Source organism: Bradyrhizobium sp. WYCCWR15520 (assembly GCF_056174665.1).
Genome location: NZ_JBWBWM010000012.1, coordinates 182,032 through 198,762, shown reverse-complemented (window position 1 = coordinate 198,762; position 16,731 = coordinate 182,032). Strand labels below are relative to the sequence as shown.

The 16,731-nt window shown below is 62.9% G+C and carries 14 protein-coding genes; 7 read left to right on the top strand and 7 right to left on the bottom strand.

What is annotated here, in order from left to right; genetic code table 11:
• Nucleotides 1-3: 3 nt before the first annotated feature.
• From AC0QUY_RS15940 to fahA, 3 genes are all read left to right on the top strand, one after another.
• Nucleotides 4-960: an MBL fold metallo-hydrolase gene (locus tag AC0QUY_RS15940; RefSeq protein WP_161850704.1), complete on the top strand. Its 957-nt coding sequence runs from the start codon at nucleotides 4-6 to the stop codon at nucleotides 958-960.
• Between the two features lie 2 nt (nucleotides 961-962).
• The gene (hmgA, locus tag AC0QUY_RS15935; protein WP_475387519.1) at nucleotides 963-2,309 is read left to right on the top strand and encodes a homogentisate 1,2-dioxygenase; all 1,347 of its coding nucleotides are present in this window, start codon (nucleotides 963-965) and stop codon (nucleotides 2,307-2,309) included.
• A 195-nt stretch (nucleotides 2,310-2,504) separates the two neighbouring features.
• Entirely contained in the window at nucleotides 2,505-3,776 is a 1,272-nt protein-coding gene (fahA, locus tag AC0QUY_RS15930; protein ID WP_475387518.1) for a fumarylacetoacetase, read from the top strand.
• Nucleotides 3,777-3,879: 103 nt separating this feature from the next.
• Here the strand turns inward: fahA and AC0QUY_RS15925 are convergent, their stop codons facing one another.
• Both AC0QUY_RS15925 and AC0QUY_RS15920 read right to left on the bottom strand, forming a co-directional pair.
• Nucleotides 3,880-4,191, bottom strand: a complete 312-nt coding sequence (locus AC0QUY_RS15925) for a DUF1272 domain-containing protein (RefSeq protein WP_161850701.1) — start codon at nucleotides 4,189-4,191, stop codon at nucleotides 3,880-3,882.
• A 95-nt stretch (nucleotides 4,192-4,286) separates the two neighbouring features.
• The gene (locus AC0QUY_RS15920) at nucleotides 4,287-4,754 is read right to left on the bottom strand and encodes an Lrp/AsnC family transcriptional regulator (RefSeq protein ID WP_161850700.1); all 468 of its coding nucleotides are present in this window, start codon (nucleotides 4,752-4,754) and stop codon (nucleotides 4,287-4,289) included.
• A 124-nt stretch (nucleotides 4,755-4,878) separates the two neighbouring features.
• On the opposite strand from AC0QUY_RS15920, the gene hppD reads away from it, so the two are divergent.
• A complete protein-coding gene (hppD, locus tag AC0QUY_RS15915; RefSeq protein ID WP_475387517.1) occupies nucleotides 4,879-5,997 on the top strand; it encodes a 4-hydroxyphenylpyruvate dioxygenase in 1,119 nt (372 codons plus the stop codon).
• 97 nt (nucleotides 5,998-6,094) lie between these two features.
• Here the strand turns inward: hppD and AC0QUY_RS15910 are convergent, their stop codons facing one another.
• From AC0QUY_RS15910 to AC0QUY_RS15895, 4 genes are all read right to left on the bottom strand, one after another.
• Nucleotides 6,095-7,201 carry a CaiB/BaiF CoA transferase family protein gene (locus AC0QUY_RS15910; protein WP_475387516.1) on the bottom strand — a complete coding sequence of 369 codons (1,107 nt, stop codon included), beginning with the start codon at nucleotides 7,199-7,201 and terminating at the stop codon, nucleotides 6,095-6,097.
• A gap of 165 nt (nucleotides 7,202-7,366) precedes the next feature.
• Entirely contained in the window at nucleotides 7,367-8,167 is an 801-nt protein-coding gene (locus AC0QUY_RS15905; RefSeq protein ID WP_161850697.1) for an FAD binding domain-containing protein, read from the bottom strand.
• A 15-nt stretch (nucleotides 8,168-8,182) separates the two neighbouring features.
• Entirely contained in the window at nucleotides 8,183-10,522 is a 2,340-nt protein-coding gene (locus AC0QUY_RS15900) for a xanthine dehydrogenase family protein molybdopterin-binding subunit (protein ID WP_475387515.1), read from the bottom strand.
• Between the two features lie 85 nt (nucleotides 10,523-10,607).
• Complete coding sequence (locus AC0QUY_RS15895; RefSeq protein ID WP_161850695.1) at nucleotides 10,608-11,093, bottom strand: (2Fe-2S)-binding protein; 486 nt, start codon at nucleotides 11,091-11,093, stop codon at nucleotides 10,608-10,610.
• Nucleotides 11,094-11,576: 483 nt separating this feature from the next.
• Here AC0QUY_RS15895 and AC0QUY_RS15890 point away from each other — a divergent pair, with 483 nt between their 5' ends.
• Entirely contained in the window at nucleotides 11,577-13,547 is a 1,971-nt protein-coding gene (locus AC0QUY_RS15890; protein ID WP_475387544.1) for a methyl-accepting chemotaxis protein, read from the top strand.
• Nucleotides 13,548-13,734: 187 nt separating this feature from the next.
• On the opposite strand, the gene AC0QUY_RS15885 is transcribed toward AC0QUY_RS15890, so the two are convergent.
• Entirely contained in the window at nucleotides 13,735-14,088 is a 354-nt protein-coding gene (locus AC0QUY_RS15885; protein WP_475387514.1) for a DUF3175 domain-containing protein, read from the bottom strand.
• A gap of 305 nt (nucleotides 14,089-14,393) precedes the next feature.
• Between AC0QUY_RS15885 and AC0QUY_RS15880 the strand changes: the two genes are divergently transcribed.
• Both AC0QUY_RS15880 and otsB read left to right on the top strand, forming a co-directional pair.
• The gene (locus AC0QUY_RS15880; protein WP_475387513.1) at nucleotides 14,394-15,863 is read left to right on the top strand and encodes an MFS transporter; all 1,470 of its coding nucleotides are present in this window, start codon (nucleotides 14,394-14,396) and stop codon (nucleotides 15,861-15,863) included.
• Nucleotides 15,864-15,869: 6 nt separating this feature from the next.
• Nucleotides 15,870-16,706 carry a trehalose-phosphatase gene (gene otsB, locus AC0QUY_RS15875; protein ID WP_475387512.1) on the top strand — a complete coding sequence of 279 codons (837 nt, stop codon included), beginning with the start codon at nucleotides 15,870-15,872 and terminating at the stop codon, nucleotides 16,704-16,706.
• Nucleotides 16,707-16,731 lie beyond the last annotated feature (25 nt).

Genomic DNA, 16,731 nt, shown 5'->3' with positions numbered 1-16,731 from the left:
TTGATGGCTAAAGGTTTCGCGTCCACCACCGATCTGGCGGAGAAGCAGATCACCTTCTCCGAAATCGGCACCGATCTCTACGCCTTCACCGCCGAGGGCGATCCGAACTCCGCGATTATCGTCGGCGATGATGGCTGCCTGGTGTTCGACGCGCAGTCGACGCCGGCGATGGCCAACAAGGTGATCGAGCGCGTTCGCACCGTCACCGACAAGCCGATCAAATATGTCGTGCTGTCGCATTATCATGCGGTGCGCGTGCTCGGCGCTTCTGCCTACAAGGCGCAGGGCATCGTGGCCTCGGCCGAAACCTATCGGCTGATCGAGGAGCGCGGTCAGCAGGATTGGGATTCCGAATATGGCCGCTTTCCCCGCCTGTTCCAGGATGCCGAGAGCATTCCCGGCCTGACCTGGCCGACGCTGACCTTCGAAGGCGAGATGTCGATCTATCTCGGCAAGCGCGAGGTGCGGCTGATGCAGCTCGGCGCCGGGCATACGTCGGGCGACATCGTGGCCTGGGTGCCGGATGCCGAAGTCATGTTCTCCGGTGACCTCATCGAATATCACTCGGCCTGCTATTGCGGCGACGCGCATTTGCGCGAATGGCCGGCCACGCTGAATGAAATCCGCGCCTTCAATCCCAAGGCCATCGCGCCGGGCCGCGGCGATGCGCTGAAAGGGCTATCCACCGGACGCGACGCGATCGCGATGACGCGCGATTTCGTCACCTCGCTCTATGGCGCGGCGGAAAGCTCGGTCGCCAAGGGCCGCACGCTGAAAGAGACCTTTGCGGCGACGCGCGAGGTGATGGACCCGAAATTCTCCAGCTTCGCCATCTACGAGCACTGCCTGCCGTTCAACGTCTCGCGCGCGTTCGACGAAGCGTCCGGAATCGACGATCCCGTGATCTGGACCGACAAGCGCGACCAGGAAATGTGGGCCGCCCTGCAAGGAGGAGGATGACCATGAATATCAACACCTCGCCTGATCAGATCGTCCGAGGTACGGCGCAAGTGACGCCCGGATACATGTCCGGCTTCGGCAATAGCTTTGAGACCGAGGCGCTGCCCGGTGCGCTTCCGATGGGCCGCAACTCGCCGCAGCGCTGTGCCTACGGACTCTATGCCGAGCAGTTGTCCGGCTCGCCCTTCACCGCGCCGCGCGGCACCAATGAGCGGTCGTGGCTCTATCGCATCCGCCCTTCGGTGAAACACTCCGGCCGCTTTGAGAAAGCGGATGCCGGGCTGTGGCGCACCGCGCCGTGCCACGAATACGACCTGCCGATCGCGCAACTGCGCTGGGATCCGGCGCCGATCCCGAAGGAGGACACGACCTTCCTGCAGGGCGTGCAGACCATGACGACCGCCGGTGACGCCAATACGCAGGCCGGCATGGCCGCGCATGTCTACCTCATCACCAAATCGATGGTGGATCAGCATTTCTACAATGCCGACGGCGAGATGATGTTTGTGGCTCAGCAGGGCAATCTGCGTCTCGTCACCGAGTTCGGTCGTATCGACATCGAGCCGGGCGAGATCGCGGTGATCCCGCGCGGCGTGAAATTCCGGGTCGAGATTCCCAACGGACCTGCGCGCGGCTATCTCTGCGAAAATTACGGTGGCGCCTTCACGCTGCCGGAACGTGGGCCGATCGGCGCCAATTGCCTGGCCAATTCGCGCGACTTCCTGACGCCGGTGGCGTCGTACGAGGACAAGGACACGCCGACCGAGCTCTACGTTAAATGGGGCGGATCGCTGTTCAAGACCACGCTGCCGCATTCGCCGATCGACGTGGTCGCGTGGCACGGCAATTACGCGCCCTACAAATACGACCTGCGCACCTTCTCGCCGGTCGGCGCCATCGGCTTCGACCACCCCGATCCCTCGATCTTCACGGTGCTGACCTCGCCGTCGGAGACCGCGGGCACCGCGAATATCGACTTCGTCATTTTCCCGGAACGCTGGGCGGTCGCCGAAAACACGTTCCGTCCGCCCTGGTATCACATGAACATCATGAGTGAGTTCATGGGCCTGATCTACGGCGTCTACGACGCCAAGCCGCAAGGTTTTGTCCCCGGCGGCATCAGCCTGCACAACTGCATGCTGCCGCACGGCCCCGACCGCGAGGCCTTTGATCACGCCAGCAACAGTGAGTTGCAGCCGGTGAAACTGACCGGCACCATGGCTTTCATGTTCGAGACGCGCTTTCCGCAGCGGGTTACGCAGCATGCGGCGACGGCGTCGACGCTGCAGGATGACTACGCCGATTGCTGGAAGGGCCTTGAGAAGCGGTTCGATCCGAACAAGCCGTGATTCCCACCCTCCCCTTGAGGGGGAGGGTCGGCTCGCATGAGCGTAGCGAAATGCGAGACGGGGTGGGGTGATCTCTCCACTCGGGCACTGTTCGCGAGGAGAGACCTTCACCCCACCCCGCCGCTCCTTTCAGGAGCGTCGACCCTCCCCCTCCAGGGGAGGGTGAAGAAATCGCCAAGCCAAATCGGGAAAACCATGCCCCATCCCAACGACCCAAAACTCCGCTCTTTCATCGATGTCGCGGCCGAATCCCACTTTCCGATCCAGAATCTCCCCTACGGCGTATTCTCCGCCAAGGACGGGCTCGCTCCGCGCGTTGGCGTCGCGATCGGCGATTATGTGCTCGACCTCTGGCAACTCGCCCAGGACTGCCGCTTCGATGTCGTTGAACCCGCCGTATTCGCAGCGTCGCAGCTCAATCCGTTCATGGCGCTGGGGCCAAAAGTCTGGTCGAGCACCCGCGCGCGTATCAGCGAGCTTCTGCGGCATGACCATCCCGAGCTGCGCGACAATGAAAGCTTGCGCAGGCGCGCGCTGGTGCCGATGGCGGATGTCACGCTGCATCTGCCGTTCGCCGTCTCCGGCTACACCGATTTCTATTCGTCCAAGGAGCACGCCACCAATGTCGGCGTCATGTTCCGCGGCAAGGACAATGCGCTGCAGCCGAACTGGCTGCACATGCCGATCGGCTACAACGGCCGCGCTTCGACGGTGGTCGTCAGCGGCACGCCGGTGCGCCGTCCGCGCGGGCAGTTGAAGCCGCCGAGCGCCGACCTGCCCAGCTTCGGGCCGTGCAAGCGGCTCGATTTCGAACTCGAAATGGGCGTAGTCGTCGGCCAGGCCTCGGCGATGGGCGAGATGCTGACCGAGAAGCAGGCCGAGGACATGATGTTCGGCTTCGTCATCCTCAACGACTGGAGCGCGCGCGACATCCAGCAATGGGAATACGTGCCGCTCGGGCCGTTTCAGGCGAAAGTGTTCGCGACCTCGATCAGCCCATGGGTGGTGACGCGCGAGGCGCTGGAGCCGTTCCGGCTTCATGGTCCGGCGCAGGATCCGAAGCCGCTGCCCTATTTGCGGCAGGCGCAGCCGAACAATTACGACATGGCACTTGAGGTGGATCTGCGCGCCACGTCGATGAAGGCGCCAAAAAACATCAGCCGCACCAATTTCAAGTACATGTACTGGTCGTCGGTGCAGCAACTCGTGCACCACGCGGCCTGCGGCTGCGCCATGAATGTCGGTGATCTCCTTGGGAGCGGCACCATCTCGGGCCCCGAGAAAGATCAGCGCGGCAGCTTGCTTGAGATAAGCTGGAACGGCACCGAGCCGGTCGAGCTGGCGTCCGGCGTCACGCGCTCGTTCCTGGAAGACGGCGATTCACTCGTCATGCGCGGCTGGTGCCAGGGCGACGGCTATCGCGTCGGCTTCGGCGAGGTCGAGGGCACGATTTTGGCGACGGAGTGACGCTCTCTCCGTCATTGCGAGCGAAGCGAAGCAATCCATGGCGCCGCAAGCGTCGGCATGGATTGCTTCGTCGCTGGCGCTCCTCGCCAATGACGTGGATGGTTCAGCGTTCCTGCGGCGGAATATCCCTGAGCCTCGCCGAATGCGCGGCAACATCCTCGACGCTGTATTTCAAATGCACCCGCTTATCCGACGGCAACTGCTTCGTCACGCACACACCCGGCCGCCGCTCGGTGGAGGGGCGGATCGGCCGCCGCTCAAAACCGCCGCCGCAGTTCGGGCAGACATTGTGCAGCTTGTTGTCCACGCAGTCCGAGCAGAACGTGCATTCATAGGAACAGATCCACGCATCCGTCGCATTCGGCGGCAGGTCCTTGTCGCAATATTCGCAGTTCGGCCGAAGTTGCAGCGCCATGGTCGTCTCGTGAGTGATTTGCTGTCGCATCATCGCAAATCGGACGGAAAACGCGTATGACGAATTTCCCTCGAATTTGGCCATGCGGTCCGGATCTAGCCGCGTAACGGCAGCCTCGAACTCTCCTTCAGCCGGTCGAGCACGATCGACGAGCGCACATGCGCCACGCTCTGGTGCGGCATCAGCACGTCGTTGACGAGGCCGGAGAGGTCCTTGAGGTCGCGCAGCACGACCTTGAGCACGTAGTCGGCATCGCCGGTGAGCGAGTAGGCCTCCTGGATATCATCGACGCGGTTGACCAGTTCGCGGAATTTCTTGGCGTTGTCGGGCGAATGCGTCGCCAGCGTGATGTGGACGAAGGCGATCAGGTTGAAGCCGAGCGCCTCGCCGGCGAGGTCGGCGTGATAGCCGGCGATGACCTTTTCCTCCTCCAGCCGCATGCGCCGCCGCGAGCATTGCGAGGCGGAGAGGCCGACGAGGTCGGCCAGTTGCTGGTTGGTCAGCCGGCCGTCGTCCTGCAGCGCGGCCAGCATTTTGAGGTCGAAGGCGTCTACGGAGATCATGCGTAAATTACCGGCTTGATGCACGGATTGTGCGCCATGATAGCTGAATGCGCCCTCATTTGCATGCACTTTGCGTCCGTTTCGACCGATATTGAGTCAGGTCAATTTTCGGGAGATTTTCGCCATGGGTCCGTTTCCGCACGACGCGCCGGCCGCCACCATCAGCGCCGACAACCCGATGGGCACCGACGGTTTCGAGTTCGTCGAATATGCGCACCCGAAACCCGAAGAACTGCACGCGCTATTCCGCCTGATGGGCTACGCGCCGGTCGCGCGCCACAGGTCCAAGAAGATCACGGTTTATCGCCAGGGCGACATCAATTACCTCGTCAACGAGGAGCCCGGCACCCATGGCCATGGCTTCGTCGCCGCGCACGGGCCTTGCGCGCCGTCGATGGCGTTTCGTGTCGTCGATGCGAAGCAGGCCTATGAGCGGGCGCTCTCGCTCGGCGCGGAGGCGGCCGATATCCCCGCGCCGCAGAAGACGCTCGACGTTCCCGCGATCAAGGGCATCGGCGGCAGTCTGCTCTATTTCGTGGATCGTTACGGCGCCAAAGGCTCGGCTTATGACATCGAGTTCGAATGGCTTGGCGAAAAGAACCCGCGTCCATCAGGCGCCGGGCTCTATTACATCGATCACCTCACCCACAACGTCCATCGCGGCCGCATGGATGTGTGGACCGGCTTCTACGAAAAGCTGTTCAACTTCCGCCAGATCCGCTTCTTCGACATCGAGGGCCGCGCCTCCGGCCTGTTCTCGCGCGCGCTCACGAGTCCCGACGGCAAGATCCGGATTCCGATCAACGAGGACGCCGGCGATTCCGGGCAGATCGAAGAGTATCTCAACATCTACCGCGGCGAGGGCATCCAGCACATCGCCTGCGGCGCGCGGGATATCTACCGCACCGTAGAGACGCTGCGCGAGGCGGGATTGCCATTCATGCCGTCGCCGCCCGATACTTACTTTGAGAAGATCGACGCGCGGCTGCCGCAGCATGGCGAGGACGTCGTCCGCCTGCAGCGCGACGGCATTCTCATTGACGGCGAGGGCGTCGTCGACGGCGGCCACACCAAGGTGCTGCTGCAGATCTTTTCGGCGAATGCGATCGGGCCGATCTTCTTCGAATTCATCCAGCGCAAGGGCGACGACGGGTTCGGCGAGGGCAATTTCAAGGCGCTGTTCGAATCGATCGAGGAGGATCAGATTCGGCGCGGGGTGTTGAAGGTGGGGAACGCGGCCTGATCCGTCATTGCGAGCGAAGCGAAGCAATTCATAGCGCCGCAAGCGCAAGGATGGATTGCTTCGTCGCTTCGCTCCTCGCAATGACGAGGAGGTTACGCTACTGCTTCCACGCGCTCGTCAATTCCCCGATATCCGCCTTCTCCGCATCCCTGATCGCCGAGGGCGTCCGCGAAAACCGCGGCGCGGGTGCCGGTTGCGTCACGCCGTGGCGCTCGACGAAAATGTTGCGCGCGGCGTTGTGCGGATGCTTTGGCGCTTCGGCCATGGTCAGGATCGGTGCGAAGCAGATGTCGGTGCCTTCCATGATCTTGCACCAGTCCTCGCGGCTCTTGCTCTTGAACACCTTCGTCAGCTTCTCCTTCAGCGCCGGCCATGCCTTGCGGTCCATCTGCGCGTCGAAATCGGCGTCGGTGAGGCCGGCATGCTGGCGCAGCAGCGCGTAGAATTGCGGTTCGATCGAGCCGATCGAAATGAAATTGCCGCAGGAGCATTCGTAGATGCCGTAGAAATGCGCGCCGCCGTCCAAAAAGTTCTGCTCGCGCCCCTCGACCCAGCGGCCGATCGCGGTCATGTCGAAGAACATCGACATCAATGATGCCGCGCCGTCGCACATGGCGGCATCCACCACCTGGCCCTTGCCGGATTTCGACGCTTCGAGCAGCGCCGCCAGCACGCCGACCACGAGATAGAGCGCGCCGCCGCCGAAATCGCCGACCAGATTGAGCGGCGGCACCGGTTTTTCCTTGGTGCCGATCGCCGCGAGTGCGCCGGTCACCGAGATGTAGTTGATGTCATGGCCGGCGGCGTGCGCCAGCGGACCTTCCTGGCCCCAGCCGGTCATGCGGCCGAACACCAGGCGCGGATTGCGCGCCATCACCACATCGGGGCCGAGGCCCAGCCGCTCCATCACGCCCGGACGAAAACCTTCGATCAGTGCGTCGGCGTTGGCGAGCAAGTCGAGCACCTGTGCGACCGCGGCCTTGTCCTTCAAATCGAGCTCGACGACTTTGCGGCCGCGCCCCGCCACCGATTTCAAATTCTTTTTCGCGCCGACGCGATCGAGCGTCACGACCTCCGCGCCCATGTCGGCCAGCATCATGCAGGCGAACGGACCCGGGCCGATGCCGGCGAATTCGACGATGCGGAAGCCGGCGAGCGGGCCGGAGGTGCGGGTAGCGGATTGGGTGGCTGGTTTGTCGAGCACTTGTTTTCTCTCCCAAGGCGGACGCGTCTTAATTAGTTGATTAGCTAAATTGTCCCGCCGAAGCGATAGCGTGGCAAGCTTCTTTTGCCGAGAATCGGACCAAAAATGCGAAAGCGGCGCGCATCGCTGCACGCCGCCTCGAGTGGAAGTTGTGTCTAGGCGCTATCAGCCCGCGGCGTCCACGGCGCGTTGTGCCATCACTTTCACCAGGTTGGCGCGATAATCCGACGTGCCGTGAATATCGCTGATCATGCCGTCGGCGGAAATCGTGACGCCGTCGATCGCGCCCGCCGACCAGTTGGCCTTCAGCGCCGACTCGATCGCCGGCACCCGCATGACGCCGTCCTGCGATGCGCCGGTCGCCGCGACGCGGACGTCACCGGCCTTGGTCTTGGTGACGAACACGCCGGTCAGCGCGAAGCGCGAGGCCGGATGCCGCATCTTGGCGTAGCCGGCCTTGGCGGGGATCGGGAACGACACCGCGGTGATGATCTCGCCGTCCTCAAGCGCCGTCGTGAACAGGCCCTTGAAGAAGTCATCGGCCGAAATCGACCGCTTGTTGGTCTTCACGGTGGCGTCGAGCGAGACCAGGGCGGCAGGAAAATCCGCCGCCGGATCGTTGTTGGCGATCGAGCCGCCGATCGTGCCGCGATGGCGCACGGCGGGGTCGCCGAGCACCGAGGTGAGGTAGGCGATGGCCGGGATCGACTTTTTGACATCGGCGTTTTGCATGATGTCGTAATAGGTCGTGGCCGCCTTGATGGTCAGCGCATCGCCCGATGCCTCGATGCCGACCAGCTCCTTGATCTTGCCGAGGTCGATCACGTCGGATGGCGAAGCCAGCCGCTGTTTCATCACGGGGATCAGCGTGTGGCCGCCGGCCAGATATTTGGAGTCCGAGCCCTTGGCGAACGCGGCCGCCGCTTCGTCGATCGAGGAGGGGCGGTGATAGGTGGTCTGGTACATGGTGCTTCCTCCCTCTCAACCGTGAATCGCATGCCAGACGCGATCGGGCGTCGCGGGCATTTCCAGCTTGTTGTTGCCGATGGCATCGGTGATGGCGTTGATGACGGCAGCCGATGCACCGATCGCACCGGCCTCGCCGCAGCCCTTGACGCCGAGTGGATTGCCCGGACACAGCGTCGTGGTGTGCGATAGCTTGAACGATGGCAGATCGTCCGCCCGCGGCATCGCGTAGTCCATGAACGAGGCCGTCAGAAGCTGGCCCGATGTATCGTAGGCCGCGTTTTCAAGCAGCGCCTGGCCGATGCCTTGGGCGAGACCGCCATGGACCTGGCCTTCGACGATCATCGGATTGATCAGCCGGCCGAAATCATCCGCCGCCACGAAGTTGACGAAGGACGTCTTGCCGGTGGCGGCGTCGACTTCCATTTCGCAGATATAGGCGCCGGCCGGGAAGGTGAAGTTGGTCGGGTCGTAGAACGCGCCTTCCTTCAGGCCGGGTTCCATCCCATCAGGCAGATTGTGCGCGGTGTAGGCAGCGAGTGCGACCATCGGCAGCGCAAGCGACTTGTCGGTGCCGGTGACCTTGAACTCGCCGTTCTCGATGACGATGTCGTTCTCGGATGCCTCGAGCTGATGGGCCGCGATCTTCTTGGCCTTGGCCTCGACCTTCTCCATCGCCTTCAGAATCGCGGTGAGACCCACGGCCGCCGAGCGCGAGCCATAGGTGCCCATGCCGAACTGAACCTTGTCAGTGTCGCCATGGACGATCGAGACCTGGCTGATCGGGATGCCGAGACGTTCGGCCACCAACTGGCAGAACGTCGTCTCATGGCCCTGGCCGTGGCTGTGCGATCCCGTCAGGATCTCGATGGTGCCGACCGGATTGACGCGGACTTCGGCGGATTCCCATAGACCCACGCCGGCGCCGAGGCTGCCGACCGCCTTTGAGGGCGCGATGCCGCACGCCTCGATGTAGCAGGAGATGCCGATGCCGCGCAGCTTGCCTTCGGACTTGGCCGTTGCCTTGCGGACTGGGAACCCGGCATAGTCGATCGCCTTCATCGCCGCATCGAGCGAGGCATGGAAGTCGCCGATGTCATAGGCCATGATGACGGGCGTCTGGTGCGGGAATTGCGTGATGAAATTCTTCTTCCGCAACTCGGCCGGATCGACCTTCAACTGCCGCGCCGCCGTCTCCACCAATCGCTCCACCACGAAACTCGCTTCGGGACGGCCCGCGCCGCGGTAGGCATCGACTGGTACGGTGTTGGTGTAGACGCTGATTACCTCGGCGAAGATGTTGGGGATGTTGTACTGCCCCGACAGCAGCGTCGCATAGAGATAGGTCGGCACCGACGAAGAGAACAGCGACATGTAGCCGCCGAGATTGGCGCAGGTCTTTACGCGCAATCCGGTGATCTTGTTGTCCTTGTCGAGCGCCATCTCCGCCTTTGTGAGGTGGTCGCGGCCGTGGGCATCGGTCAGGAAGGCCTCGGTACGGTCGCCGGTCCATTTCACCGGCCGCCCGACCTTCTTGGAGGCCCACAGCGCCACCATCTCTTCGGGATAGATGAAGATTTTTGAGCCGAAGCCGCCGCCGACGTCGGGAGCCACCACGCGCAGCTTGTGCTCCTGCGCGATGTTGTAGAACGCCGACAGCACGAGGCGGGCGACATGCGGATTCTGCGAGGTCGTGTAGAGCGTAAAATGCTCTTCCGGCTCGTTATATTCCGCAATCGCCGCGCGCGGCTCCATCGCATTCGGCACCAGGCGGTTGTTGGTGATGTCGAGCGAGATGACATTGGCCGCCGACTTGAAGGCGGCATCGGTCGCGCCTTCGTCGCCGATGGTCCAGTCGTAGATCACGTTGCCCGGCGCTTCCGGGTGCAATTGCGGCGCGCCCGGCGCGATCGCGGCGCGGATGTCGTGAACGGCGGGCAATTCCTCGTAAGTAACGACGACAGCCTCGGCCGCGTCCCTCGCCAGGTTCTTGGTTTCCGCGATCACGACCGCGACGGCCTGGCCGACGAAGCGCACGGTCTCCGGCGCCATCGCCGGCCATGCGCCCATCTTCATGCCGGTGCCGTCCTTGGAGGTGATGGCCCAGCCGCAGATCAGATTGCCGATCTTGTCGTCGACGAGTTGCTGGCCGGTCAGCACGCCGACCACGCCCGGCATCTTCATCGCCTCTGATGTGTCGATGCTCTTGATCTTCGCATGCGCGTGCGGGCTGCGGATGAAGTGTGCGTGGGTCATGCCCACCAGCTTGATATCGTCGACGTAACGTCCTTTGCCGGTAATGAAACGGCGGTCTTCCTTGCGCACGACGCTTGCGCCAATGCCTTCAACGCCCATGTCCTGTCCTCCCGACCGGAATTATTGTTTCCGCTGTTCCTTTTCGAAACGCGGTATTGAATTCGAAGTTTGCTGTCCGCGGCTTCTATTCCGCGGCCTGCGCGACCTTCATTCGTCCGGCGGCATCGAGCACCGCCTTGACGATGTTGTGGTAGCCGGTGCAGCGGCAGATGTTGCCTTCCAGCTCCTGCCGGACGGTCTCTTCATCGAGCTGGCCGCTATGGCGGTGCACAATATCGATCGCCGACATGATCATGCCCGGAGTGCAGTAACCGCACTGCAGGCCGTGATTGTCACGGAACGCCGCCTGCATCGGGTGCAGTTCGTCGCCCTTGGCGATGCCCTCGATGGTGGTGACGCTGGAGCCGGCGGCCTGTCCGGCCAGTACGGTGCAGGACTTGACCGCCCGGCCATCGATATGGACGACGCAGGCGCCGCACTGGCTGGTGTCGCACCCGACATGGGTGCCGGTCAGGTTCAGATGGTCGCGGAGGAGATGGACGAGAAGGGTCCGGTCTTCGACCTCGGCCGAGACGGCCTTGCCGTTTACCGTCAGCTTGACTGTAGACACGCGTGGTACCTCCCGATGTTTTATAATTATTCCAATTAGAAACAGCGGCGAGGGAACTTGCAACTAGGATTTTGCTGGGGCGTGTCATTGTGATGACATTCGCGAGCGCGCGAAAAACTTGCGATGCGAATTCTTCTTACCCTCCCCTGGAAGGGGAGGGTCGGTTCGCATGGAGCGAAGCGAAAATGCGAAACGGGGTGGGGTGATCTCTCCACTCGGGCACCGTTGGATGTGGAGAGACCGTCACCCCACCCCGCCGCTTCGCGTCGACCCTCCCCCTCCAGGGGAGGGTGTAAGCACCCCTTGCCAATCTTTCCCGGATTTACGCACCTTTATCCATTCTGCCTTAAGTTTGCGCACCGGATCGGGGGCGGGGGTCTCCGATGCCTGTTTTTCAGAACGAAAACGGGGGGTGACGTGCGATTTTCGAAGCGTAGCGGCTCGTCTTTCAAGATCCCGACCCTGCGGTTCCGCGCCAAGATCATGCTCGGCTTTGCCGTCGTGCTGGCGATTTCGGCCGCCAGCATGGGGTTTGCCTATCTCGGATTCGAACATGTTTCTGCCGGCGTGGAGTCTTACCGGCGCAGCGTGCAGGAGGCCGACCTGTCGCGCGACATCGATCGCGAACTGATTTCCTATCGCTCGCTCGCCCGCTATTTCGTGGCGACGGGCAAGGAAGAGGACGGCAAGGCGGCGCTATCAGCCGAGGCCGGGCTGAAAGATGCGATCATCGCCTCGATGAAGGGCACCACCAACCCGACCCGGCTCGAGCAGGTCGCCAAGCTCGAGCGCGAGTTCCGCACCTTCACCAAGATTTTCGCCGATATCGTCAAGGTCAAGGACGAGAGCGCGCGCATCACGCAGAACCAGCTCACGCGCACCGGCAACTCGCTGCGCTACAAGCTCGACGATCTCCCGAGCAATGCCGACGATGACGAAATGCAGGTGATCACGCTCGGCGCCAAGAAGGTGACCGAGCAGTTCCAGGCGGTCTCCGCGCTCGCCAATACGTTCGTGGTCAATTCCGACAAGACCGTCGCAGCCAGCGCGCTGGCTCGCCTGAAGTTCGTCGAGAATTCGCTGAAGGCGATTTCGTCGAACAATGAGAAGATCCGCGAGGGGATCAAGGAAGTTTCCGGGATGCTGGCGGAATACCAGCAATCGCTCGCCAAGCTGATCGACAATGCCAAGGAAATCGATGAGCTGACCCAGGAAATGGCGGAGTCAGCCGCCGCCATCAACAAGGGCTCGCTGGCGATGAAGTCGGATTTGCTGGCCGATCAGAAGCGGCTCGAAGCCGAATCGAACGCGACCATCGGCGAGACCGAGCGGCTGATCCTGATTCTTGCCGCCGGCGGCTTCCTGCTCGGCTGCGTCTGGGCGTTCCTGCTCGGCACCGGCATTTCCCGGCCGATGATTGCGATGTGCAGCGCGATGCGCGAACTCGCCGCCGGCAATTTCGAAGTCGTGCTGCCCGGTCTCGGCCGCAACGACGAACTCGGCCAGATGGCGAGCGCGGTCGAGGAGTTCAAGGTGCAGGCGATCGCCCGCGCCGAGCGCGACGCCGCCACACAGGAAGCTCAGAACAAGGCGGCGAGCGCCGCGCGCCGCGCCGAACTCATTCGTTTCGCCGATGAGTTCGAAGCCGCGGTCGGTGCCATCGTCTCCAACGTGTCGTCCTCGGCCGTGCAGCTCGAATCCGCCGCCGGCAAGTTGACGCGGACGGCGGAAACCACCCAGAGCCTGTCGAGCCAGGTCGCCGGCGCCTCGGAAGAAGCTTCCGGCAACATGCAGTCGGTGGCGTCCGCGACCGAGGAATTGTCGGCCTCCGTCGACGAGATCGGGCGGCGCGTCAAGGAATCCAGCCAGATTGCGGAAGCCGCCGTCCGTCAGGCCGAACAGACCGACGGACGGATCGGCAAGCTGTCGCGCGCCGCGCAGGAGATCGGCGATGTCGTCAAGCTGATCACGGCGATCGCAGAGCAGACCAACCTGTTGGCACTGAACGCCACCATCGAGGCGGCCCGCGCCGGCGATGCCGGCCGCGGCTTTGCCGTGGTCGCCTCCGAAGTCAAATCGCTCGCCAGCCAGACCGCGAAGGCGACCGACGAGATTTCCAATCACATCACGGGCATGCAGGGCGCGACGCAGGAATCGGTCGCTGCGATCAAGGAGATTGGCGGCACTATCGGAAAAATCTCCGACATCGCCGCGACGATCGCGAGCGCCGTCGAGCAGCAGAGCTCGGCGACGCAGGAAATCGCGCGCAGCGTCCAGAACGTCGCGCAAGGCACGCAGGAGGCCGCCACCAACGTCATGCACGTCAACCGCGGCGCGACCGAAACCGGCTCGGCCTCCGAAGAAGTGCTGAATTCGGCGCGAACGCTGTCGAGCGAAAGCACGCGGCTGCGCGAAGAGCTCGACCGCTTCATGGAGAATATCAGGGCGGCGTGAGGACGACTACAATCGGTCGTCGTAGCCGGAAGCGTCACCAAACCTCCGCTGTCATCGCCCGGCTTGACCGGGCGACCCAGTATTCCAGAGACAGTTGTGGTCAATCGAGAAGCAGCGGCGTACTGGATACCCCGCCTTCGCAGGGTATGACGGCTGGAATTGATTGGCGTCCCAGAGCTGCTTTTACTTACTCCCTCCCGAACTGATGTTTCAATTCCACCTTCGCCCGCTCCAGCCGAGCGCGTTGCGTCTTCGGCAAGGTCTTGCCCGCGCGGTTGATGTAGAAGGTCAGCATCGATAGCGCCGAGCGATAGGCGCCGCTCTTCCGGCGCGAACTATGCTCGGCAGAACGCTTGAGCGATGCCGCGATCTTCTTGGCGCTGGTCTGCTTGAAGACGCCACGTTTCAGATCGAGCGCGTCGCTTTCCTGTGTCACGCGTTGCGACCAGCGCCTCGGCGATGATTTCTTCGCGGTGGTCTTGCGGCTGCTCTTGCGCGCCGTGGTCTTGTGTGGACGCGCGGTCTTCCGGCGTTCGGCCATTGATCGGCTCCATTGCTGTTTCGCCGAAGAACGGTCGGTCGATGGTTCTGTTCCTTTCATTCGCTGCGCTCGCAATGACCCAGAAAGGCCGCAACAAGCATCTTGCATGCCCGACACACCATGACAGCTATGCATTTTCGCGGCGCGAGAATCGCCGGAACCCCTGCCAGCCGAGGGCGTTATCTCGGTCGCGGGCAGCATGTTTGCCGCAATTGAGCGAGAAAACCCTGGGGCTGGGGCGTTCCGGGGTATTTTTTCATTGGTCCAATCTGATGGGTCCGACAGCAATACGGCACGGTGCGGCAGTGAGTGAGAATGTCTCGATCTCCGCACCGGCGGCGCAGGACACGGACCGCGTCGTCGAGACCAGTATACCTGCGCGGCTCGATTGCTTGCGGTGGGGCGGTTTTCATACCCGCGTCGTGGCCGCGCTCGGCATCACCTGGATTCTGGACGGGCTGGAAGTCACCCTGGCGGGCGCTCTGTCGGGCGCGCTGAAGGAAAGCCCGACGCTGCAATTCTCGAATTTCGATGTTGGTCTCGCCAACAGCGCCTACCTCGCGGGCGCCGTGCTCGGTGCCCTCGGTTTCGGCTGGCTAACGGACCGGATCGGGCGCAAGAAACTGTTCTTCATTACGCTCGCGGTCTACCTATCCGCGACCGCGGCCACCGCGCTGTCGTGGAACGTGGCGAGCTACGCGCTGTTTCGCTTCCTGACCGGCGCAGGCATCGGCGGCGAATACACCGCGATCAATTCGACGATCCAGGAACTGGTGCCGGCGCGCTATCGCGGCTGGACCGATCTCGTGATCAACGGCAGCTTCTGGATCGGCGCTGCGATCGGTGCGGTCGCAGCTATCGTGCTGCTCGATCCCAACGTGCTGGCGCCGGACCACGGCTGGCGGCTGGCCTATTTCATCGGCGCAGCCCTTGGCTTGATCGTGTTCGTGATGCGGATGTGGATTCCGGAAAGTCCGCGCTGGCTGATGATCCATGGCCGTCCCGAGGAGGCGCACGCGATTGTCGACGACATCGAGAGATCGTCGACGCGACATTCGGATCATCCGGCCGATGAGGTATTCCCGAAGATCAGGCTGAAGATGCGTACCCACACGCCGCTTGGTGAGGTGGCGCATACGTTGTTCACGACCTATCGGCAGCGTTCGATGGTCGGATTGGTGCTGATGGCCTCGCAGGCGTTCTTCTACAACGCCATCTTCTTTACCTTCGCGCTGATACTGACCGATTTCTTCGGCATCCCGTCCAACCATGTCGGCTGGTACATTCTGCCCTTCGCGGCAGGTAATTTCCTGGGCCCCCTGCTGCTCGGCCGCCTGTTCGACACGCTGGGCCGGCGCATGATGATCACGGTAACCTATGGCGTCTCGGGCATTTTGCTCGCGCTGTCGGGCTATCTGTTCTCGATCGGCGTTCTGACTGCACAGACTCAGACCATCGCCTGGATGGTTATCTTCTTCTTTGCCTCGCCGGCGGCGAGCGCGGCCTATCTCACCGTCAGCGAGACGTTTCCGCTGGAGGTGCGCGCGCTTGCCATTGCGCTGTTCTACGCGATCGGAACAGGCATCGGCGGCGTGGCAGGGCCCGCGCTGTTCGGCGCGCTGATCGATACCGGATCGCGCAACAGTGTCTTCGCCGGCTACCTGTTCGGGTCGGCATTGATGATCGTGGCCGCTGCCGTCGCGTGGCGGTATGCCATCGCGGCCGAGCGCAAGTCGCTCGAATCTGTCGCACGGCCACTCGCATTTGTGGAGTAGGATGAGATGAACGAGGATCTGTTGGAAATGCCATTGGAAGAAGATTTCGTCCGCGAAGACGATGCCGCACCGGAAACTGTACCGGTGCCGCGCTCGCTGGTGCCGCACTTGAGCGAGACCGCCGTTCTGCTCGACATCGACGGCACGCTGCTCGATCTGATGCCGACGCCGCGTGAAGTCTGGGTGCCGCCAGGGCTGGTGAAGACGCTGAACCGCCTGCTTGTGCGAACCAACGGCGCGCTGGCGCTGGTCAGCGGCCGTTCGCTCAACGACATCGATCTGATTTTCGCGCCTGATCAGTTTCCGGCCGTTGGCGGCCATGGCGCCGAGATGCGGATCGAGCCGGATAGCGAGTCAGTGGACGCTCACGCGCCGCCACTGGACAAGGAATTGAAGCGCCGGCTGGCGGCGATCGCCAAGCTCAGCCCGGGAATATTGCTGGAAGACAAGGGTTATTCGCTGGCACTGCATTACCGCCTCGCGCCGCATGCCGAAAAGGCGATCTATGCCGCGGTGTCGCTGATCAGGGCCGATCTTCCCAACGCGCCGATCGAGGTGCTGCCCGGCAAATGCGTCTGCGAGATCAAGCATTCCGGCTTCACCAAGGCGACCGGCGTGCACGAATTGATGACACGCGAGCCGTTCAAGGGGCGCCGCCCGTTCTTCATCGGCGACGACGTCACCGACGAAACGGTATTTGCGATCATGCCCGACCTCGACGGGCTTGCCTTCTCCGTCGGCCGCCGCGCCAAGGGCGTTGCGGGGCACTTCGATACGCCGAGCGACGTGCGCGAATTCCTCGCGCACCTGCTTGACGACGAAAGGGACGCGCCGCTGCCATAATGTTTCTCGTCTCGACGAGTTTCGA